The organism is Pedococcus soli (assembly GCF_054782575.1).
This window is the reverse complement of the sequence record NZ_BAAGSF010000006.1, coordinates 758,943-777,699: the sequence shown is the minus strand read 5'-3', so window position 1 is coordinate 777,699 and position 18,757 is coordinate 758,943. Positions and strand designations below refer to the sequence as shown.

The 18,757-nt window shown below is 72.0% G+C and carries 20 protein-coding genes; 11 read left to right on the top strand and 9 right to left on the bottom strand.

Going from position 1 to position 18,757, the window contains the following annotated elements; translation table 11 throughout:
* Positions 1-13: 13 nt before the first annotated feature.
* A complete protein-coding gene (locus ACYVKF_RS18965; protein ID WP_200947695.1) occupies positions 14-769 on the bottom strand; it encodes an alpha/beta hydrolase in 756 nt (251 codons plus the stop codon).
* 112 nt (positions 770-881) lie between these two features.
* On the opposite strand from ACYVKF_RS18965, the gene ACYVKF_RS18960 reads away from it, so the two are divergent.
* From ACYVKF_RS18960 to ACYVKF_RS18940, 5 genes are read left to right on the top strand one after another with little or no spacing between them, the layout of a single operon-like run.
* On the top strand, positions 882-1,790 hold the full coding sequence (locus ACYVKF_RS18960; protein WP_082552801.1) for a lysophospholipid acyltransferase family protein: 909 nt from the start codon (positions 882-884) through the stop codon (positions 1,788-1,790).
* A 22-nt stretch (positions 1,791-1,812) separates the two neighbouring features.
* A complete protein-coding gene (gene macS / locus ACYVKF_RS18955) occupies positions 1,813-3,012 on the top strand; it encodes a MacS family sensor histidine kinase (protein WP_460968508.1) in 1,200 nt (399 codons plus the stop codon).
* Positions 3,009-3,704: a response regulator gene (locus ACYVKF_RS18950; protein ID WP_056914869.1), complete on the top strand. Its 696-nt coding sequence runs from the start codon at positions 3,009-3,011 to the stop codon at positions 3,702-3,704. The genes macS and ACYVKF_RS18950 overlap by 4 nt, the downstream gene beginning before the upstream one ends.
* 34 nt (positions 3,705-3,738) lie before the next feature.
* Complete coding sequence (locus tag ACYVKF_RS18945) at positions 3,739-5,136, top strand: class II 3-deoxy-7-phosphoheptulonate synthase (protein ID WP_082580563.1); 1,398 nt, start codon at positions 3,739-3,741, stop codon at positions 5,134-5,136.
* A gap of 8 nt (positions 5,137-5,144) precedes the next feature.
* Positions 5,145-6,206 (top strand): threonine aldolase family protein, encoded by a 1,062-nt coding sequence (locus ACYVKF_RS18940; protein ID WP_460968505.1) that lies wholly within the window; start codon positions 5,145-5,147, stop codon positions 6,204-6,206.
* Positions 6,207-6,226: 20 nt separating this feature from the next.
* Here ACYVKF_RS18940 and ACYVKF_RS18935 read toward each other — a convergent pair whose 3' ends face one another.
* Complete coding sequence (locus ACYVKF_RS18935; protein WP_460968503.1) at positions 6,227-6,694, bottom strand: methyltransferase family protein; 468 nt, start codon at positions 6,692-6,694, stop codon at positions 6,227-6,229.
* A 111-nt stretch (positions 6,695-6,805) separates the two neighbouring features.
* Here ACYVKF_RS18935 and ACYVKF_RS18930 point away from each other — a divergent pair, with 111 nt between their 5' ends.
* A complete protein-coding gene (locus ACYVKF_RS18930) occupies positions 6,806-7,192 on the top strand; it encodes a VOC family protein (RefSeq protein ID WP_369818748.1) in 387 nt (128 codons plus the stop codon).
* Between the two features lie 48 nt (positions 7,193-7,240).
* Here the strand turns inward: ACYVKF_RS18930 and ACYVKF_RS18925 are convergent, their stop codons facing one another.
* The 3 genes from ACYVKF_RS18925 to ACYVKF_RS18915 form a co-directional block, all read right to left on the bottom strand.
* Positions 7,241-8,155 carry a DMT family transporter gene (locus ACYVKF_RS18925; protein WP_056914865.1) on the bottom strand — a complete coding sequence of 305 codons (915 nt, stop codon included), beginning with the start codon at positions 8,153-8,155 and terminating at the stop codon, positions 7,241-7,243.
* 51 nt (positions 8,156-8,206) lie between these two features.
* Positions 8,207-10,177, bottom strand: coding sequence for a Stk1 family PASTA domain-containing Ser/Thr kinase (gene pknB, locus ACYVKF_RS18920; protein WP_460968500.1), 1,971 nt, complete (start codon positions 10,175-10,177; stop codon positions 8,207-8,209).
* Between the two features lie 69 nt (positions 10,178-10,246).
* A complete protein-coding gene (locus tag ACYVKF_RS18915; RefSeq protein ID WP_460968498.1) occupies positions 10,247-11,566 on the bottom strand; it encodes a LysM peptidoglycan-binding domain-containing protein in 1,320 nt (439 codons plus the stop codon).
* A gap of 174 nt (positions 11,567-11,740) precedes the next feature.
* On the opposite strand from ACYVKF_RS18915, the gene ACYVKF_RS18910 reads away from it, so the two are divergent.
* Complete coding sequence (locus tag ACYVKF_RS18910) at positions 11,741-12,124, top strand: Rv2175c family DNA-binding protein (protein WP_056914861.1); 384 nt, start codon at positions 11,741-11,743, stop codon at positions 12,122-12,124.
* A gap of 81 nt (positions 12,125-12,205) precedes the next feature.
* On the opposite strand, the gene ACYVKF_RS18905 is transcribed toward ACYVKF_RS18910, so the two are convergent.
* A complete protein-coding gene (locus tag ACYVKF_RS18905; RefSeq protein WP_056917154.1) occupies positions 12,206-13,291 on the bottom strand; it encodes a polyprenyl synthetase family protein in 1,086 nt (361 codons plus the stop codon).
* A gap of 82 nt (positions 13,292-13,373) precedes the next feature.
* On the opposite strand from ACYVKF_RS18905, the gene metF reads away from it, so the two are divergent.
* Positions 13,374-14,291, top strand: a complete 918-nt coding sequence (gene metF, locus ACYVKF_RS18900; protein WP_056914860.1) for a methylenetetrahydrofolate reductase [NAD(P)H] — start codon at positions 13,374-13,376, stop codon at positions 14,289-14,291.
* A 156-nt stretch (positions 14,292-14,447) separates the two neighbouring features.
* Here the strand turns inward: metF and ACYVKF_RS18895 are convergent, their stop codons facing one another.
* Complete coding sequence (locus ACYVKF_RS18895) at positions 14,448-15,716, bottom strand: MFS transporter (RefSeq protein ID WP_460968495.1); 1,269 nt, start codon at positions 15,714-15,716, stop codon at positions 14,448-14,450.
* A gap of 117 nt (positions 15,717-15,833) precedes the next feature.
* On the opposite strand from ACYVKF_RS18895, the gene ACYVKF_RS18890 reads away from it, so the two are divergent.
* Entirely contained in the window at positions 15,834-16,202 is a 369-nt protein-coding gene (locus ACYVKF_RS18890) for an ArsR/SmtB family transcription factor (RefSeq protein ID WP_460968493.1), read from the top strand.
* Here the strand turns inward: ACYVKF_RS18890 and ACYVKF_RS18885 are convergent.
* Positions 16,199-17,008, bottom strand: a complete 810-nt coding sequence (locus tag ACYVKF_RS18885) for an HAD-IIA family hydrolase (protein WP_056917152.1) — start codon at positions 17,006-17,008, stop codon at positions 16,199-16,201. The genes ACYVKF_RS18890 and ACYVKF_RS18885 overlap by 4 nt on opposite strands.
* Positions 17,009-17,103: 95 nt before the next feature.
* Between ACYVKF_RS18885 and ACYVKF_RS18880 the strand changes: the two genes are divergently transcribed.
* On the top strand, positions 17,104-17,493 hold the full coding sequence (locus ACYVKF_RS18880) for a VOC family protein (protein ID WP_157581320.1): 390 nt from the start codon (positions 17,104-17,106) through the stop codon (positions 17,491-17,493).
* Positions 17,494-17,527: 34 nt separating this feature from the next.
* On the opposite strand, the gene ACYVKF_RS18875 is transcribed toward ACYVKF_RS18880, so the two are convergent.
* The gene (locus ACYVKF_RS18875) at positions 17,528-18,064 is read right to left on the bottom strand and encodes a YbaK/EbsC family protein (RefSeq protein ID WP_056914858.1); all 537 of its coding nucleotides are present in this window, start codon (positions 18,062-18,064) and stop codon (positions 17,528-17,530) included.
* Between the two features lie 312 nt (positions 18,065-18,376).
* On the opposite strand from ACYVKF_RS18875, the gene ACYVKF_RS18870 reads away from it, so the two are divergent.
* On the top strand, positions 18,377-18,757 hold the full coding sequence (locus tag ACYVKF_RS18870; protein ID WP_082552798.1) for a DUF6504 family protein: 381 nt from the start codon (positions 18,377-18,379) through the stop codon (positions 18,755-18,757).

The window sequence follows — 18,757 nt, the reverse complement described above, 5'->3', positions numbered from 1 at the left end:
GAGGGCTGCGCGATCAGCTGAGCCGCTCGATGAACTGCACCGACTCCTCAAAGATACGTGGCGCGTCGTGGTCGAGGGTAGCCACGTGGAAGCTGTCGTGCAGGACGTGCTCGGTGACGTCGGTGCTCGACGTGCGCGAGAGGAACAGCTCGGAGCTCGAGGCGGGCACGACGTGGTCGTCGGCGCTGTGCCAGAGCACCACCGGCTGGGTCACCTCGGGCAGGTCGCGGACCACCGTCGCCCACAGCTGGGTCTGGGAGTAGAGCGCCTTGAGCGGGATGCGGTCGTAGCAGATCTCGTCCTCGCCCGGCTTCTTGATGTCGTTGCCGATCCCCGGCAGCGACGGCAGGACGGCCTGCAGGACCGGCAGGGCCTTGAGGCGGACGTCCTCCACCTTGTACGCGGGGTTGACGAGCATCAGGCCCTTCACCCGCGGGCCGTGCTCCTGGGCGAGCCGGGTGGCGAGGGCACCACCCATGGAGAGGCCGCCCACGAACACCTGGTCGCACTGCTCGTGCAGCTCGCGGAAGGCACGGTCCACCGCGGCATACCAGTCCTGCCACCTGGTGCGGTTCATCTCCTGCCACGTCGTGCCGTGGCCGGGCAGCCGGGGGACGCGCACGGTGTGGCCGGCGTCGGCGAGGAACTGGCCCCAGGGGCGCATGCTCGCGGGGCTCCCCGTGAACCCGTGGGCGAGGACGACGCCGGTGCGGCCGAGGTCGCCCGTCCCGTCGTGGGAGTAGGGCTCTGCACCGGGTCGGACGGACAAGAGGGGCGCTCCTAGGGCGGGCCACGGACGGACGTTGGCGCGCATCCTCGCACGCACCACGACGGGCGTACAGAGTGCCGTAGAGTTCACCGCGTCACATGGAGGTGAACGGTTGTTCTACTGGGTTCTGAAGACGGTCGTGCTCGGCCCGATCCTCAAGCTGTTGTTCCGCCCGTGGGTCGAGGGCGAGGAGAACATCCCCGAGGAGGGGCCCGTCATCTTCGCGAGCAACCACCTGTCGTTCTCGGACTCCATCTTCCTGCCGCTCGTCGTGCCCCGGCGGATGACGTTCCTGGCGAAGTCGGACTACTTCACCGGACGGGGGATCAAGGGCCGCCTCACGGCGGCCTTCTTCCGCGGTGTGGGGCAGCTGCCCGTCGACCGTTCCGGGGGTCGCGCGGGTGAGGCCGCGCTGCGCTCCGGACTGCGGGTCCTGCGTCGTGGCGAGATGCTCGGCATCTACCCCGAGGGCACCCGCAGCCCCGACGGCCGGCTCTACCGCGGCCGCACCGGTGTGGCCCGGATGGCCCTCGAGGGTGGTGTCGTCGTCCTGCCCGTCGCGATGATCGGCACCGACAAGGCCCAGCCGACCGGCAAGAAGATCCCCAAGCTCATGCGGATCGGCGTGAAGATCGGCAAGCCGCTCGACTTCTCGCGGTACGAGGGCATGGAGGACGACCGCTTCGTTCTGCGCTCCATCACCGACGAGATCATGTACGAGCTCATGCTGCTGTCCGGCCAGGAGTACGTCGACATGTACGCGACGTCGATGAAGGACCGCATCCTGGCCGCCGCCAAGACCAAGGCCCGTGAGCTGCAGGAGGCAGCCCTGCCGGGGTCGGCTGCGAAGGAGCTCGAGGAGGCCCTCGACGCGCACGACGACGAGGCGATCCGTCGGGCCCGCCGCCGCGTGGACGACGCCGCTGCCGACATCGACGAGACCACCGAGCGCGGTGGCGGCCCCGAGGTCGGCGACGAGGACGAACCGCGCGGGCGCCGCCGCCGGCGCGAGGCCAGCTGAGCCGTTGACGTCGGGGGAGGGCGTGGCAGCGGGGGAGCGCGGCGTGCGCGGAGCGGGTCGCCGGGTGTGGCCGGTGGCCGTGCCCGACTCCGAGCCCGCCGTCGTGTCGGCGTTCTGGAAGGGCATCGACGTCTTCCGCCCCATCGCGCTCGCGTATGCCGCGTACTCGCTGTGGGACCGGCCCCAGGACCTGGTGCGTCCCGCCCTGGCCTGGACGGTCCTGGGCGTCCTCGCCGTCTGGACGGTGTTCCTCGTCCTCTACCGGCGACGTCGCCTCTCGCTCGTGGTGGTGGAGCTGCTGCTCGGTGCGGGGGCGATCCTCGCGACCCGGCTGGTGGACTCGGCCGCGTCGATCGAGGCGGGTTCGCGGACCCTGCCGACGTTCTGGCCTGCCGCCGGCGTCGTCTCGGCCGCGGTGCTGTTCGGCCGCAGGGGCGGACTGGCCGCCTCGGTCCTCATCGGCCTCGTCGACCTCGTCGAGGTGGGACGGGCCACGCCCAACACGATCAACAACATCGTCCTGCTGCTGCTCATCGGCACCCTCATCGGCTACGCCGTCGACCTCGCCAGGGAGGGGCACGCGAGGCTGCGTGAGGCCATCGCCCTCGAGGCCCAGGTGCGCGAGCGCGAACGCCTCGCCCGCACGGTCCATGACGGGGTCCTGCAGACCCTGGCCTTCATCAACCGGCGCGGGGCCCAGCTCGGGGGCGAGGCCATGCAGCTCGGCGAGATGGCAGCAGACCAGGAGCGCCTCCTGCGGGCCCTGGTCAGCGGTGCGACGCCCGACGAGTCGGCCAGCGCCGTGCACGGGGACGTCGACCTTCGCCAGCAGCTCGGGCGGTACGCCGAGGGCCGGGTCCACCTCGTCGCCCCGGCCGATCCCGTGCTCGTGCCACCCCGCGTCGCGGGAGAGCTCGTGGCCGCGGTCGGTGCCGCGCTGGACAACGTGCGCCAGCACGCCGGCGACGACGCCCAGGCGTGGGTCCTGGTCGAGGACGAGGGGGAGACCGTGGCCCTGACGGTGCGCGACAACGGCGCCGGTATGCCGCCGGGTCGCCTCGCAGAGGCCGCCGCGGCAGGACGCCTCGGTGCCTCGTCGAGCATCCGCGGACGGCTGGCCGACCTCGGGGGAGAAGCGGTGTACTCGGGCCGGGAGGGCTCGGGGACGACGGTGACGATGCGGGCACCCAGGACGGGTGCCCCGGGTGGAGGAGTCGCATGAACGACCAGCAGGAGTCCGCAGCGGTCACCGGGACGTCGGACCCGCTCAGGGTGGTCGTCGCCGACGACCACCCGCTGTGGAGGGACGCGGTCGCCCGCGACCTCGCCGAGGCCGGGATGACGGTGCTCGCCACCGCCGACGACGGGCCGTCCGCCGTCAACCGGACCAAGGCGACCCGTCCGGACGTGCTGGTGCTCGACCTCAACCTGCCGGGGCTGCGCGGCCACGAGGTGTGTGCCGCCCTCGGGTCGCTGGAGACCCGCGTGCTGGTCCTGTCGGCGTCGGGGGAGCAGCAGGACGTCCTCGAGGCGGTCAAGGCCGGGGCCACCGGGTACCTCGTGAAGTCGGCGACCCGGGAGCAGATCGTGGCCGCGGTGGAGGCCACCGCCCGCGGGGAGGCGGTCTTCACCCCGGGACTCGCCGGGCTGGTGCTGGGGGAGTTCCGCAAGATGTCGACCCAGCCGCAGGCCGACCCCTCGCGACCGATCCCCGAGCTCACAGAGCGGGAGACCGAGGTGCTCAAGCTGGTCGCCACCGGCATGTCCTACAAGGAGATCGCGGCAGAGCTTTTCATCTCCCACCGCACCGTGCAGAACCACGTGCAGAACACTTTGGGCAAGCTCCAGATGCACAACCGGATCGAGCTCGTCCGGTTCGCCATCGCCCGGGGACTGGACACCCCCGAAGCCTGAGGCGGGCGCCATACCGCGGCCGTCGGTGACCGCGATGCGGGCTGGGGGACGGGGCGGTCCGGCGCGCACCTATCCTTGGCGGGTGAGCACCACGCACCAGGACGCCCTCGCCAGCCTCGCGGCCGGCGCCGACCTCCCCGCTGCCCAGCAGCCGGTCTGGCCCGACGCCGCCCGCCTCTCCAGCGCCGTCGCCGAGCTCGCGTCGTATCCGCCCCTGGTGTTCGCCGGTGAGTGCGACGTCCTGAAGTCGCGGATGGCTGCTGCCGCCCGCGGCGAGGCGTTCGTCCTCCAGGGCGGCGACTGCGCCGAGACGTTCGCCGCCGCGACCGCCGACAACATCCGCGACCGCGTCAAGACGATCCTGCAGATGGCTGCCGTCCTCACCTACGGCGCTTCCGTTCCGGTGGTCAAGGTCGGCCGGATGGCCGGTCAGTACGCCAAGCCGCGCAGCAGCGGTGACGAGACGCGCGAGGGCGTGACCCTGCCGGCCTACCGCGGTGACATGGTCAACGACTTCGAGTTCACCCTCGAGTCGCGCACGCCCGACCCGCAGCGCCTCGTCAAGGCCTACCACGCGAGCTCGGCGACGCTGAACCTCGTGCGTGCCTTCACCATGGGTGGCTTCGCCGACCTGCGCCACGTCCACGACTGGAACAAGGGCTTCGTCTCCAACTCGGCCAACAGCCGCTACGAGCACCTGGCCAAGGACATCGACAAGGCGATGAAGTTCATGTCGGCCTGTGGCGCCGACTTCGACGCCATGCGCACGACCGAGTTCTTCTCCGCCCACGAGGCGCTGCTGCTCGACTACGAGCGTCCGCTGACCCGCGTCGACAGCCGCACCGGCGAGCTCTACGACACCAGCGGCCACTTCATCTGGGTCGGGGAGCGCACCCGCGACCTCGACGGCGCACACGTGGACTTCGTCTCCAAGGTGCTCAACCCGATCGGCGTGAAGCTGTCGGCGAAGGCGGAGGTCGACGACGTCCTGCGCCTCATCGACAAGGTCGACCCCGACCGCGAGCCGGGGCGCCTGACGTTCATCACCCGGATGGGCGCCAAGACCGTCCGTGAGGCGCTGCCGACCCTGGTCGAGAAGATCACCGCCTCGGGCGCGCAGGTCACCTGGATCTGCGACCCGATGCACGGCAACACCTTCGAGTCGGCCAGCGGGTACAAGACGCGTGACTTCGAGGACGTCGTCGAGGAGGTGCGCGGGTTCTTCGAGGTGCACCGTGGGCTCGGCACCGTTCCCGGCGGCATCCACGTCGAGCTCACCGGCAACGACGTCACCGAGTGCATCGGCGGCGCCGAGAAGATCCTCGACGCCGACCTCAACAAGCGCTACGAGACGGTCTGCGACCCCCGCCTCAACCACCAGCAGAGCCTGGAGCTGGCGTTCCTCGTCGCCGAGATGCTGGCCAAGGACTGACCGCGCTGATGAGCACCCCTGTCGACGTCGACCTGCTGTCCGACACCCTGACGCGGCCGACGGAGGCGATGCGCCACGCCATGGCCACCGCCGCCGTCGGTGACGACGTGTTCGGCGAGGACCCCACCGTCCGCGAGCTCGAGGAGCGCGTCGCCGGGCTCCTCGGCCACGAGGACGCGCTCTTCACGCCCTCGGGCTCGATGGCCAACCAGCTGGGGCTGCGCCTGCACGTCAACCCCGGCGAGGAGCTCGTGGCCGACTCCCTCGCGCATGTGCTGCGTGCCGAGATGGGCGCCGCCGCCGCACTGTCCGGGCTGTCGTCGCGGTCGTGGGTGGCCGAGCGCGGCCTGCTCGACGCGGCGGACCCGCTCGCCCTGATGATCCCGGACGGCGGCACCTACCAGGTCAACACGCGGCTCGTGGTCGTGGAGAACACCCACAACTTCGGCGGGGGCACGGTCCAGCCGCTCGACCAGATCGTGGCGCTGCGCGCGGGCACCCAGCCGCGCGGCGTCGCCATGCACCTCGACGGGGCCCGCCTCTGGAACGCCCACGTGGCCACCGGCGTCGCGCTGTCCGACTACGGCCGGCACTTCGACACCGTCAGCGTCTGCCTCTCCAAGGGCCTCGGCGCCCCCGTGGGTTCGGTGCTCGTGGGGTCGCGGGACCGGATGGCCGCGGCGCGCATCTGGCGCAAGCGGTTCGGTGGCGGCATGCGGCAGGTGGGCATCCTCGCCGCGGCCGGCCTGCACGCCCTCGACCACCACGTCGAACGGCTCGCCGACGACCACGCGCGGGCGCACCGCTTCGCGACCGCGGCGGCTCAGGCGGTCCCGGGGTCGATCGACCCGGCCACGGTTCAGACCAACATCGTCGTGCTCGACGTGTCGGTCGCGGGGTGGAGCTCGGCCGCCTTCGTCGAGGAGGCGGGCCGTCGCGGCATACGCCTCTATCCGGTGAGCGCCACCGGGGTCCGGCTCGTCTGGCACCTCGACGTCGACGACGCCGGCACCGCCCGTGCGACCGATGCGCTGGTGCCCCTGCTCGAGCAGGGCCCCTCCGCGGCCTGACCACCCGCCGCGCCGGACCCTCAGACCCAGCGCCGCACCCGTCGGGCGTAGTCGTCGTACTGCGCGCCGAAACGCGCGCGCAGGAACCGCTCCTCGGGGGCGATGGCGCCCCAGCGCACGAGCAGCACCGCGACGGGGAACAGGACCAGCCCCCAGGTGGTCGACCCCAGCAGGGCCAGCGCGAGGTACAGCGCGAGGAGCCCGACGTACAGGGGGTTGCGGGAGAGCCGGTAGGGACCCTCGACGATCATCGCGTGCGTCTCCTGGCCGGGGAGCAGCCCGGTCCCGTGGCGACCGAACAGCCACAGCGACCAGCCGTTCCACCCCAGGAAGAACACCACGAGGGCCCAGCCGACCGGCACCCGCCACCCGCCGAGGTCGACCGGGTCGCCCCACCGCGCCGTCGCGAGCCACCCCACGAGCAGGGGTGCACCGATGGCGACCGGCGGCCAGAGCCGGAAGGCCACCACGTCCTGTGCGCCGCCCATGTCGTCATTGTCGTGCGCGCTGCCACCGCCGACCAGCAGTGCGGTGTCGGCGTCGTGTGGGATGCTCGCGCGGACGATGACCGCCCCAGGGAAGGCACGACCCCGATGCAGATGAAGCTCGAACTGATCCCCGTCCCCGTCTCCGACGTGGAGCGCTCGATCGCCTTCTACACCGAGCGGCTCGGCTTCACCAAGGACGTCGACGTCGAGCCCGCCCCGGGTATGCGCATCGTGCAGGTGACGCCCGACGGTTCGGGCTGCTCGATCGGTTTCGGGACGGGCCTGCCCGTGTACGACGGTGAGCCGGGCAGCATGCGTGGCCTGCACCTGGTGGTGGAGGACCTCGACGCCGCCCGGGCCGAGCTCGTCGGCCGGGGTGTGGAGGTCGGCGAGATCCATGACTTCGGGGGCGGGGTCAGGGGCGCGGACTTCACCGACCCCGACGGCAACGGGTTCGAGCTGCAGGAGATGACCTGGCGCAGGGGTGACACCTTCTAGGAGCGCCTTTCCTCTGGTGCCTGCGGGCACCCCTCCCGCGCAGTCGGGTCAGACCTCGTGGTGCAGCAGCTCGGCCGGGCGGTCCTGCTCGGCGGTGGCGCCGGGGGACCGCCTGCCGAGGATCTCCACGACGTACATGGCGACCAGGACGAGCCCGCCACCGACGAGCATGCGCGCCGTGAGGGACTCGCCCCCGAGCAGCACCGCGAACAACGCCGCGAACACCGGCTCCATCGTCATGACGATCGCCGCCCGCGTCGCCGGCAGGTGGGACTGCGCCCAGGTCTGCGCCCACAGCGCGACGGCACCCGCGACCAGGGCCATGTAGAGCAAGGATGCCCACTGGCCGCCGCCCTGCGGCAGCGTGATCCCGCCGGGGACGGCCCCGACCAGCGCCACGGCCGTGATGACGAACGCCTGCACCGTCGCCAGCCCGGTGGCCGAGCCCGCGGTGGAGAAGCGACCGAGGCCGATGATGTGCAGGGCGTAGAGGACGGCGGCGGCCAGGGTCACCGCCTCACCGAACCCCACCGACATCCCCCGCAAGGACAGGACCCCCAGTCCGATCGTCGCCAGGGCGACGGCCAGCCAGGTGGACAGCGGTATGCGGTCGCGGAGCAGCACCGCGCCGAGGACCGGCGTGAGCACGACGTAGGTGCCCGTGACGAAGCCCGAGACCGACGCGTCGGTGTGCTCCAGCCCGACGGTCTGCAGCAGCTGGGCGAGCCCGTAGAGGACGCCGAGACCGACCCCGATCCCGACCTCGCGTCGGGTGAGCGCCAGCGTCTGGCGACGGAACACCACGGCCATGACGACGGCCGCGATCGCGAACCGCACGGCGAGGAAGTCGGCCGACGGGACGTGCTGCACGAGGTCGCGGATGAGGAAGAACGTCGAGCCCCAGACCGCCGTGACGGAGAGGAGCAGAAGGGTGGCGAGACGGCTCGCAGACAGGTTTCGCACAGGGTGCCCCGGGGGTGGTCGGTCGTCGGCTCGGTCGTCGGCGAGAGAGCGTCAGACGATGACGAGCGTGACGGTGCTGTTCTTCGGCTGCTCGGTGCCGGCGGCGGGGTTCTGGCTGCGGACGGTGCCGAAGATCCCACCCATGAACCGGTCGACCTTGACCTGGAAACCCGCGTCCTTGAGCATCTGGACGGCCTCGGCCTCCTGCTTGCCCTGCACGTCGGGGACCTTGACCAGCTCGGGTCCCTTGGAGACCACGAGGGTGACCTTGTCGCCCTTGAAGAGGTTGCCGCTGGAGGGGGTCTGGGAGATGACGGAGCCCTTGGGCACCGTGTCGTCGTTCTTCTGCTGCGTCGCGTCGACCTCGAGGCCCTTGCCCGTCAGGTCCTTCACGGCGTCGTCGGCGGGCTTGCCGGTGAAGTCGGTGACCTCGATCGGCTGGCGGCCCTTGCTCACGGTGATGGTGACCTTCGTGCCGCGCTTGAGGGAGGTGCCCTCCTTGGGATCCACGCTGATCACCAGGCCGGCGGCCACGGTCTCGTCGAAGGCCTGCTTGGTGTCGCCGACGACGAGCTTCTCGGCGGTGATCCTCGCCGTCGCCTCGTTGGCGCTGGCCCCCACGACCTGGGGCACGGCATACCGCTCCGGACCCTTGGACACGGTCACGGTGACGTCCTGGCTGCGGCGCAGCTCGGTGCCGGCACCCGGGTCGGTGGACATGACCACGCCCTTGGGGATGGTCTCGTCGAAGGCGTCGACCCGCTTGGCGGTCAGGTGCGCGGTCTGCAGGGCGCTCTGCGCCTGGGTGTACTGCTGGCCGGTCACGCGGGGGACCGTCGTCGGTGAGCCGGGGCCGGCGAGGAACCACCACGCCGCGATGCCGGCGATCGCCAGGACCGCGAGGGCGGCGACGACCCAGCCCCACGGGGCGCCGCGACGCGCGCCCACCACCCGGCCCTCGAGGGCGCGACCGTCCGAGGCGTAGGGGTCGGGGCCCGGGGGGACGGTGGGGGTGTGGTCGATCGGCAGGGCCACCGGGCCGACCGGGCGTGACTGGCGGGGCTCGTGCGAGGCCTCGACGGGCAGCGCGCTGGTGCGTTCGACCGCGACGGTGCTCGCCCCCGGGCCCAGGGCCGACGGACCCTCCGGTCGGCGGTCGAGCTCGGTGGGCGTGAGCATGGCCCGGGACCTGCGCACCTCGGCCAGGAAGTCCGCGGCGTCGGCGGGGCGCTGGTCGGGGTCGCGGGAGGTCGCCAGGGCGACGAGCGCGTCGAGCTCGGCCGGCACCGTGGTGACCCGCGAGGACGGCGCGGGCACCGAGCTGTGCACGTGCTGGTAGGCGATGTGGATGGGGGTGTCGCCGGTGAACGCCTTCGAGCCGGTGAGCATCTCGAACAGGATCAGGCCGGCGGCATACACGTCGCTGCGGGCGTCGGCGATGCCGCGCTCGACCTGCTCCGGGGACAGGTAGGCGACCGTGCCGAGGAGCACGCCGGTCTGGGAGTGCGACGTCTGGTTGCTCACGGCGCGGGCCAGGCCGAAGTCGGCGACCTTCACGGTGCCGTCGTCCTCGCGCAGGATGATGTTCTCGGGCTTGACGTCGCGGTGGATGATACCGGCGCGGTGGGCGGCGCCGAGCGCCTGCAGGACCGGCGCCATGATGTCCAGGGCTGCCCTCGGGGTGAGTGGGCCCTCGGCCTTCATCACCTCGCGGAGGGTCTGCCCGGGGACGTACTCCATCGCGAGGAACATGTGGCCGTCGTCGTCGCCCTGGTCGAACACCGACACGACGTTGGGGTGCGACAGGCGGGCCGCGGACCGCGCCTCGCGCCGGAACCGGCTGACGAACGCCTCGTCCTGGGCGAGGTCCCTGCGCAGCACCTTGAGGGCGACGTCACGGTCGAGGCGGGTGTCCAGAGCGAGGTACACCGACGCCATTCCGCCGTCGGCGATGTGCGACTGGACGCGGTAACGCCCGTCGAGCACACGGCCGAGCAAGGACTCGGTGACACCGGAAGACACCCGCAAAGTGTAGGAGGTCGAGCCGGTCAACTGATGCAGGCGGGTCCGGGGGAGGCCTCACGAACCCCCTCAGAAGCGGGCGCGGTGCGCCTTCACGGCCTTCACGTAGACCTTCGTGTCGGCGTACATCCCGTGGTGCTGGACCGAGTAGAGGCCCTGGTAGTAGCCCGCGATGGCCTGGTCGACGTTCTTCGCCGACCGGGTCAGGGAGCGCAGGATGACGACCCCGGCGGTGATGTTGTCCTGGGTGCGCATGAGGTTCAGCCTGCGGCCGCTCATCTGCGAGGCCCACTCGCCGGAGGACGGGATGACCTGCATGACGCCGATGGCGTTCGCGACCGAGACCTGGCGCTGGCTCCAGCCGGACTCCTGCCACGCGACGGCGAGGGCGAGGCGCGGGTCGACGCCGTGGCGGCGGGCCGTCGCGATGATCATCGCCCGCGTCTGGTCGCGCGTGGGCACCGAGGAGCGGGCGAGGGTGTCGCGGTTGCGGTTCGCCGCGCCGACGGTCGAGCTCGGGTAGGTGCGTCCGGCGAAGGTGTTGGCGCTGCTCGCCGTCGAGGCCTTGCGGCCGGGGAGGCGCAGCTTCTGGCCGACGCTGAGGTGGTTGGCGTTCGCGAGCCGGTTCGCCTTGAGCAGCGCGGCGAGCGAGACGCCGTGGCGGGTGGCGATGCCGCTGAGGGTGTCGCCGCTGCGCACGGTGTACCCGGAGGTCGAGGTGCGCGAGACGGCGGTCGTGCCACGGACCTTGAGCTTCTGCCCGGGGTAGATGGTGCTGCGGCTGTTCAGGTGGTTCAGCGAGTAGAGCTTGGCCAGGGGGGTACGGGTGCGGCTGGCGATGGCGCTGAGGGTGTCGCCGCTGCGCACGGTGTAGCGCGTCGTCGACATCGTCCTGCCACCACCCGAGGGTCGGTGGGCGCTCGCGGCCCCGGCTCCGGGGATCCGCACCTTCTGGCCGATCTGGAGCACGGACCGGCTGGACAGGTGGTTGGTCTTGAGCAGCGCCGCCAGGGAGACGCCCTTGCGGGCGGCGATGCCGCCGAGGGTGTCGCCGGACCGCACGACGTACGTGCTGCGGGCGATGGCGGCCGCACGCGCCTTGGCTGCCGCGCGGGCGCGGGCGGCCTCGGAGCGGGCCTGCGCGGCGGACTTGGGGACGGACAGGTGCTGGCCGATCGACAGGTGGCTGCCCCCGCCGGAGAGGCGGTTGCGGGACACGAGCACGCCGGTCGTCGTGCCGAGGCGGTCGGCGATGGCGGCGAGGGTGTCGCCGCTGCGCACGGTGTAGGAGGTCCAGCCGTGGGGAGCGGGCTTGGCCTTCTGGACGACCGCGGTGACGACGTGGGTCGACGCCGAAGGGAGCGCCGCGGGAGCGATCACTGGGGACATCGGGTGCCTTTCGGGGTGCCCACCGCGTGCGGAGCGGTGCTGCAGTGGGGGGAGGTGCTCAAGTGGGGGGTGGGGCGACTGTGACGAGAGTGAAAGGTACACCACGCAACCGGTCCCATATCGACTTACATCGATGTAATTTGCAATGCTCCCGCGTGCTGGCAGGCTGTCCCCGTGACCGACCAGACCCCCGCATCGCCCGAGACGTCCCTGGAGGACCTCGTCGGGTCCTGGCTGACCGTCCCCGACATCGCCGAACGCCTCGGCATCCCCCTGTCCAGCGTGCGGCGGCTGATCGAGGAGCGCGAGCTGATCAGTGCCCGGATCGGCGAGCGCCGCGTCGTGGCGGTGCCCGAGCAGTTCCTCCTGGAGTCGGTGTACCCCTACCTCCGTGGCACCTTCACCGTGCTGACGGACGGTGGCATGGACGACGAGGAGATCCTCACCTGGTTGTTCACCCCCGACGAGACCCTGCGGGTGCCCGGCACGCCCGTCGACAACCTGGCCGCCGGGTTCAAGACCGAGGTGCGTCGCCGCGCCATGGAGCAGGCCTTCTAGTCGCCGTCTCGCGCGGGGCCCGCGGTGGTGCCCCGCCGTGGCGTCCGTCCGCGCCTGGCCGGTCGGGGCCGGGTATGGCGCTCAGTGCTCGCGGGTGGTGGCGCTGTCGATCAGCTGGTCGAGCACCGCGACGGCCTCGGGGTCGAGGCCGCGCGTCGACTTCAGCGCCATCCGGGCCGAGTCGGCGAGGCGGGCGATGTCGGCCTCCACGGCGTCCACGGCCCCGCTGGCCGTGATGACCTCACGCAGCCGGTCGACCGTCGCGCCGTCCAGGTCGGCGTCGCCGAGGTGCGCCTCGACGAGGGCGACCCCGGCCTCGTCGGCCCCGGCGAGGGCGTGGGCGACGAGCACGGTCCGCTTGCCCTCGCGCAGGTCGTCGCCGGCGGGCTTGCCGGTGGCCACGGGGTCGCCGAACACCCCGAGCAGGTCGTCGCGCAGCTGGAACGCCTGTCCGAGGTCGAGGCCGTAGCGCGACAGGGCCGCCAGGTCGTCACCGTCCGCGCCACCGGCGCTGGCCCCGATGAGCAGGGGGTGCTCGACCGTGTACTTGGCGCTCTTGAACCGGATGACGCGCTCGGCCCGTTCGATGCGCTCCGCCGTCGGCACGCCGTCCCAGGAGCGGACCGACTCGACCACGTCGAGGAACTGCCCGCCCATGAGCTGGGTGCGCATCAGGTCGAACACACCACGACCACGGGCCAGGTGGGTCGCGTCCAGGCCCGAGGTGGCGTACAGCTCCTCGGTCCAGTTGAGGCAGAGGTTGCCGGCGAGGATCGCACCGGCCACGCCGAACCGTCCGGCGTCACCGGACCACGACTCCTCCTCGTGGCGCGCGGCGAGCGAGCGGTGGGCGGCAGGCATGCCGCGCCGGGTGTCGCTGTCGTCCATGACGTCGTCGTGGATCAGGGCGGCGGCCTGGAAGAACTCCATGGCGGTCGCCACCCGCACCAGGGCGTCCGAGTCGGGCTGGCCCGCACCGCGGTAGCCCCAGTAGAGGAAGGCTGCGCGCAGGCGCTTGCCGCCGGTGAGGAGGCGGGCCACCGCTGCGAGCAGCTCCTGCGCGTCCGGGCCGACCTCGGCCAGGACGCCGGACTGGTGGGCGAGCACGTCATCGACGCACCGCTGCACGCGCTCGCGCAGCTGCGCGGCATCGAGGGGGCTGACCACCACGCGCTCCTCCTGTGCCCTGTCGTCTCACCGTGTGCTGGTCCTGAGCCTACGGTGTGGGTGCTCGACTAGTCTCACCGCCATGGCACTGGGGCAGCCCTCTCGTCTCGAACGTCCGGCGCAGCTGACCCGGTCGATCCCCGGCATGCTCTCCTCGCCGGCGCCGTCGATGAGCTTCGAGTTCTTCCCCCCGAAGGACGATGCGAGCGAGGCGGTCCTCTGGGACGCGATCCGTCGGCTCGAGTCGGTGCGCCCGGACTTCGTGTCCGTGACCTACGGCGCCGGCGGCACCAACCAGGACCGCACCGTGCGGGTCACCGAGCGGATCGCCCGGGAGACGACCCTGACGCCGTTGGCCCACCTCACGTGCGTCGGTGCGTCCGTGGCCGCCCTGCGCCAGGTCGTGGGCCTGTATGCCGCCTCGGGTGTGCGCAACATCCTCGCCCTGCGCGGTGACCCGCCGGGCGACCCCGGCGGGCAGTGGGTGCCCCACCCCGAGGGCCTCAACCACGCCACCGACCTGGTCGGGCTGGTGAAGTCGTTGGGAGACTTCACCATCGGTGTGGCTGCGTTCCCCGACGTCCACCCGGCCTCGCCGAGCTTCGAGCACGACGTCGAGGTGATGGTGCGCAAGGCCGACGCGGGCGCGAGCTTCGCGATCACCCAGATGGTCTTCGACGCCGAGAGCTACCTGCGCCTGCGGGACGCCGTCGCAGCCCGTCGCCCGGACCTGCCGATCACCCCCGGGCTCATGCCCGTCACGAACTTCAAGCAGGTCGCCCGGATGTCCCAGCTCATGGGGACGCCGCTGCCCGAGACGGTCGTGTCACGGTTGGAGGCGGTGTCGGGGGATCCTGCCGCCACCCGTGAGGTGGGCGTCCAGATCGCCACCGAGCTGGCCAACCGCATGCTCGGCGAGGGCGCGCCCGGGCTGCACTTCATCACCATGAACCGCTCGACGGCGACCCTCGAGGTGCACCGCAACCTCGGCCTGCACTGACCCGGATCTGACGGGGCACGAGCCCGACGCGGCCTCCCCTCCTGACTGCGCCCGCGGCTCGTACCCCGCGCTGTCGCATTCCCCCGACTGCGACGCGTCGAGCCTGCCGTCGACCGGCAGGGTCCGGCATCCGTACCCGTACTCAGATCGCGGTGGTCAGTCCCGCGTGGTGAAGCGGCGCAGGAGCGCCGCCGCGGCGGAGAGCACGGCGACGACGACGCCATACACGGTCGCGGTCGTCTCGAGGCCGAGGTGCGGCACCGCGAAACCCGCTGCCACGGCAGGGAGCCCGAAGGCGAGGTAGCTCACGACGAAGACCGAGGAGAAGAGCTCGCCGCGCTGGTCCGGGCCCACGGTGGGGGTGACCGAGCGCATGATCCCGAGGAACGACGTGCCGAAGCCGGATCCCGCCACGACGACGGCGAGCAGGAACCCGACCAGCGACCCGAGGTGCATCGCGACCAGGGTCAGCGCCGTGCCGACCGCGAGCATGACGGTGCCGTAGAGGGTGACGGCCCGCGCGGAGCGGGCTCGCGCGAGGTAGGAGCTGAGGCCGCCGGTGCCGGTGAGCAGCGTGACCGCCGCGCCCTGCGCGATGTGGTCACGGCCACCGAGCGAGGCGACGAGCGGGGCGCCGAGCGAGAGGTAGAGGCCACCGGTGGCCCAGCCGGCGACGAGCGCGGAAGCGCTGCGGTTGAAGGCTTTTCGCGCGGAGACGGGGATGCCGACCTGCGGCCGCAGGGAACGCAGCCAGCCGTCGTGGCGGGGTGAGGTCTCCGGCAGGGCCAGGGTGACGAGCGCGAGGACGAGGTAGGCCGCGGTGAGGGTCCCGAAGACGACGGGCAGTGCGCTGGGGGACCAGTCGAGGGCGGCACCCGCGGCGAGGGCGCCCGCGGCCAGGCCCACCATCGGGGTCACGCCGTTGACGGTGGCGGCGAGCCCGGGACGGGTCGGGGGTTCGAGGTCGACCGCGGCGGCGGAGACCGTCGACATGAGCAGGCCGGCGGCGACTCCCTGCACGGCACGGGACACCATCAGCGTCGTGACGTCGTCGGCGTGCCAGAAGCCGAGCATGCTCACCGCGAGGACGACGAAGCCGACGGCCAGGACCGGACGACGGCCGACGTGGTCGGACAGCGACCCGGTGACGAGCAGGGTCGCGAGCAGGGTGAGGGCGTAGACGCCGAAGATCGTCGTCATCGTGCCGGCAGAGAAGCCGATCTGGGCCTGCAGGACGGGGTAGAAGGGGGAGGGGGCGCTGGCGCCGACCATGAGGGCTGCGACGGCACCGACGGCGGTGGTGAAGGCGGGGCCGCGACCCAGTCGGCCCGGTCGGTGGGGTCGGCGCGCTCGACGCTCCCGGCGCGACGGCGCGGCGGGTGTCGTGGCGGGCAGGAGCGTGGTGGGGGTGGTGCGCTCGGCCATGACGGCAACCTCTCGGGACGACACTCGGGGGACTGACATTGGTTCGACAATTGTCGAACGGTGTCAGCAGGTGGGGCATTCCCGATCGCGCGAAATCAGTTCGAGTATTGTCGAACCATGAGTGGAACGCCAGAGCTGGTGCACCCCGACCTCGGTGACGTCGCGCTGACCGACGTGCTCTTCGCGCTGAGCGACCCCGCCCGGCTGCAGATCGTGCGTGACCTCGTCGACGGGCCCCTCGAGATGGCCCAGTGCGGGGCGACCAACCCGGCCCTGCCCAAGTCGACCAAGTCCCACCTCATGAAGGTGCTGCGCGAGGCCGGGCTGATCCGCAACGAGCCCCACGGTCGACAGCGGCTGGTGTCCCTGCGCCGCGACGAGGTGGACGCGGCCTTCCCGGGGCTGCTCGACAGCGTCCTCGGCCCCCGCCAGGACGGTCCGTCGAGCAGGCTCCGTCAAGACGGTCCGTCGAGCAGGCTCCGCTAGGACGGTCCGTCGAGCGGGCGCAGCTCGGCCACGAGCGGGACGATGTCGGCGACCGAGTCGACGACGCGCGTCGGCTGGTAGGGGAACTGGTCCACCTGGTGCCGCTGGGTCGATCCCGTCAGGACGAGGACCGTCCGCAGGCCGGCCTCGAGGCCGCTGATGACATCGGTGTCCATCCGGTCGCCGACCATCACCGTCGACTCGGAGTGCGCGTCGATCCGGTTGAGGGCGCTGCGCATCATCAGCGGGTTGGGCTTGCCGATGTAGTACGGCTGGCGGCCGGTGGCGGCGCTGATCAGGGCGGCCACCGAACCCGTCGCGGGCAGGGAGCCCTGCGGGCTCGGCCCGCTGACGTCGGGGTTGGTCGCGATGAACCGTGCCCCGCCCTCGATCAGCCGGATCGCCTTGGTGATGGCCTCGAACGAGTAGGTGCGGGTCTCGCCGAGGACGACGTAGTCGGGGTTGCGCTCGGTGGTCGTGTAGCCGACGTCGTAGAGCGCGTTCGTCAGGCCGGACTCGCCCACGACGAACGCGCTCCCGCGGGGTCGCTGGTCGTCGAGGAACTGTGCGGTGGCCAGGGCCGAGGTCCAGATCGACTCCTCGGGCACGTCGATGCCGCTGGCCAGCAGCCTGGCCCGGAGGTCGCGCGGGGTGAAGATCGAGTTGTTGGTCAGCACGAGGAACCGGCGCCCGTGCTCGGTGAGGGCGGCGAGGAACTCGGCGGCCCCCGGGATGGCGCTCTCCTCGTGGACGAGCACCCCGTCCATGTCGGTGAGCCAGCACTCGACGGGCCTGGGTCTGGTCATGTCGCCCATTCTGGCGCAGAGCGATCACCACTTTGGTGGATCGCCAGGGCTCGGACGGGGAGGACGCTGGGAGGTGCCTGAAGGAGGTGCTGGTCATGTCACTGGCCATGAGTGCAGTTGCGACGATGCTTCCCGTCACGGACACCGATCGCGCGAAGGAGTTCTACTCCGACCGGCTGGGCCTGCCGTTCCAGGGGACGAACGCCGAGGGCAGCCTGATGTACGAGCTCAGCGGCGGCACGGTGCTCATGCTGCTGCCTCGGGAGACCGGCTCGCAGAACCCGAGCACCGCCCTGACGTGGGAGGTCCCGGACGTCGCAGCCGAGATCGCCGAGCTCGAGGGCAAGGGCGTGGTGTTCGAGGACTACGACCTCCCGGGGTTGCAGACGCAGGACCACATCGCGGACTTCGCGGGGGAGCGGGCCGCGTGGTTCGTCGACCCCGACGGGAACGTCCTGTGCATCCACGAGGCGCACCGCACCTGAGCGGCCGGGCGCGCCCGTCGGCGGTATGGCGCGGTCAGGCCACTTCCATGGCGTGCCCGGCGGTGACGCGCAGCAGCTCCTCGTAGGTGGTGCGGTAGACGGTGTGGCTGTGGCCGGCGGCGGCCCAGACGTGGCGGTAGCGGCTCAGCGACACGTCGACGACGGTGCGGATCGGGGCCGGGTGGCCGACCGGGGCGACGCCGCCGATGGCGAACCCGGTCGCGGCGCGGACGAAGTCGGCGTCGGCGCGGTCGACGTGGTCCACGCCGTCGAGCAGCTCGGCGACCTTGACGAGGTCGACCTGGTGGGCACCCGAGGTGAGCACGAGCAGCGGGGTGATCGTGCCCTGCTCGTCGTGGGCGCGGAAGATCAGTGAGTTCGCGATCTCGGCCGGGGTGACGCCGATGGCCGCGGCGGCCGCGGCGGCGGTGCGGACGGCGTCGGGCAGGCTGACCAGCTCGGGGTCGACGCTGTGCACGGCGAGCGTGGCCAGGACCCGCTGCACGGCGGGGTGGCCGGTGAGGTCGCGGACCTCGGCGGGGGGTGGAGCGACCGGCTCGGGCGGGCTCATGTCCGGAGCCTAGGGGTGGCTGCCGACGGCCACCAGCGCTGGAGCGTCGACGGCGACGCGCCCGGGTGGCGACGACGCGCCGTCGCTCTTGACGAGCTGTCCGAGGGCAGGTGTACGGTTCTTCATATCGAACATCTGTTCGAATGGTTCCACCGAAGGACCGGGCGACCAGCAGGGCGGACGACTCCCGCCACCTGCCGTCCGCGCCCAGGGACCACCGTGGGGCTCTGGCCCGCAGCGGGCGCCTCGACCCCGTCCCCTGCAGGGCCAGAGCAACACCATTCCACCCTGCCCTGACGAAGGAGCCTGCTCGTGGTGCGCCGGTACGAAGAACCCATCGAGGTCCGCCAGACGGCGACCGGTGCCCCCGGTGCTCCCGGTGCCCCCGGTCCCGAAGGCGTCCACGGTGTCCCCGTCGAGGACGGTCCCACGACCCCGGGACCCGAGGCGTTCGTGTGGCGGGGTCGGCTCTACGTCGTGCGGGCGGTCCTCGACCGCTGGCAGGAGCGTCGGCCGTGGTGGCGCGAGGCGCGCGAGCAGGGCAGCAACGACGTCCTCACCGACGCCCGGGAGCGCCAGGTGTGGCGGGTGGAGGCCAGTGCCGGCCGGTGCGCCGCGGTCGGTGTCTACGACCTCGGTGCGGACCACCAGGACCGCGGCCTGCGCTGGCGGCTGCTGCGCGTGGCGGACTGA

Coding starts and splice junctions, on each gene's coding strand:
- ACYVKF_RS18950 (WP_056914869.1), top strand. CDS start 3,009: ATGAACGACCAGCAGGAGTCCGCAGCGGTCACCGGGACGTCGGACCCG.
- ACYVKF_RS18945 (WP_082580563.1), top strand. CDS start 3,739: ATGCGGGCTGGGGGACGGGGCGGTCCGGCGCGCACCTATCCTTGGCGG.
- ACYVKF_RS18940 (WP_460968505.1), top strand. CDS start 5,145: ATGAGCACCCCTGTCGACGTCGACCTGCTGTCCGACACCCTGACGCGG.
- ACYVKF_RS18935 (WP_460968503.1), bottom strand. CDS start 6,694: ATGGGCGGCGCACAGGACGTGGTGGCCTTCCGGCTCTGGCCGCCGGTC.
- ACYVKF_RS18930 (WP_369818748.1), top strand. CDS start 6,806: ATGAAGCTCGAACTGATCCCCGTCCCCGTCTCCGACGTGGAGCGCTCG.
- ACYVKF_RS18915 (WP_460968498.1), bottom strand. CDS start 11,566: ATGTCCCCAGTGATCGCTCCCGCGGCGCTCCCTTCGGCGTCGACCCAC.
- metF (WP_056914860.1), top strand. CDS start 13,374: ATGGCACTGGGGCAGCCCTCTCGTCTCGAACGTCCGGCGCAGCTGACC.
- ACYVKF_RS18895 (WP_460968495.1), bottom strand. CDS start 15,716: ATGGCCGAGCGCACCACCCCCACCACGCTCCTGCCCGCCACGACACCC.
- ACYVKF_RS18890 (WP_460968493.1), top strand. CDS start 15,834: ATGAGTGGAACGCCAGAGCTGGTGCACCCCGACCTCGGTGACGTCGCG.
- ACYVKF_RS18885 (WP_056917152.1), bottom strand. CDS start 17,008: ATGACCAGACCCAGGCCCGTCGAGTGCTGGCTCACCGACATGGACGGG.
- ACYVKF_RS18880 (WP_157581320.1), top strand. CDS start 17,104: ATGTCACTGGCCATGAGTGCAGTTGCGACGATGCTTCCCGTCACGGAC.
- ACYVKF_RS18875 (WP_056914858.1), bottom strand. CDS start 18,064: ATGAGCCCGCCCGAGCCGGTCGCTCCACCCCCCGCCGAGGTCCGCGAC.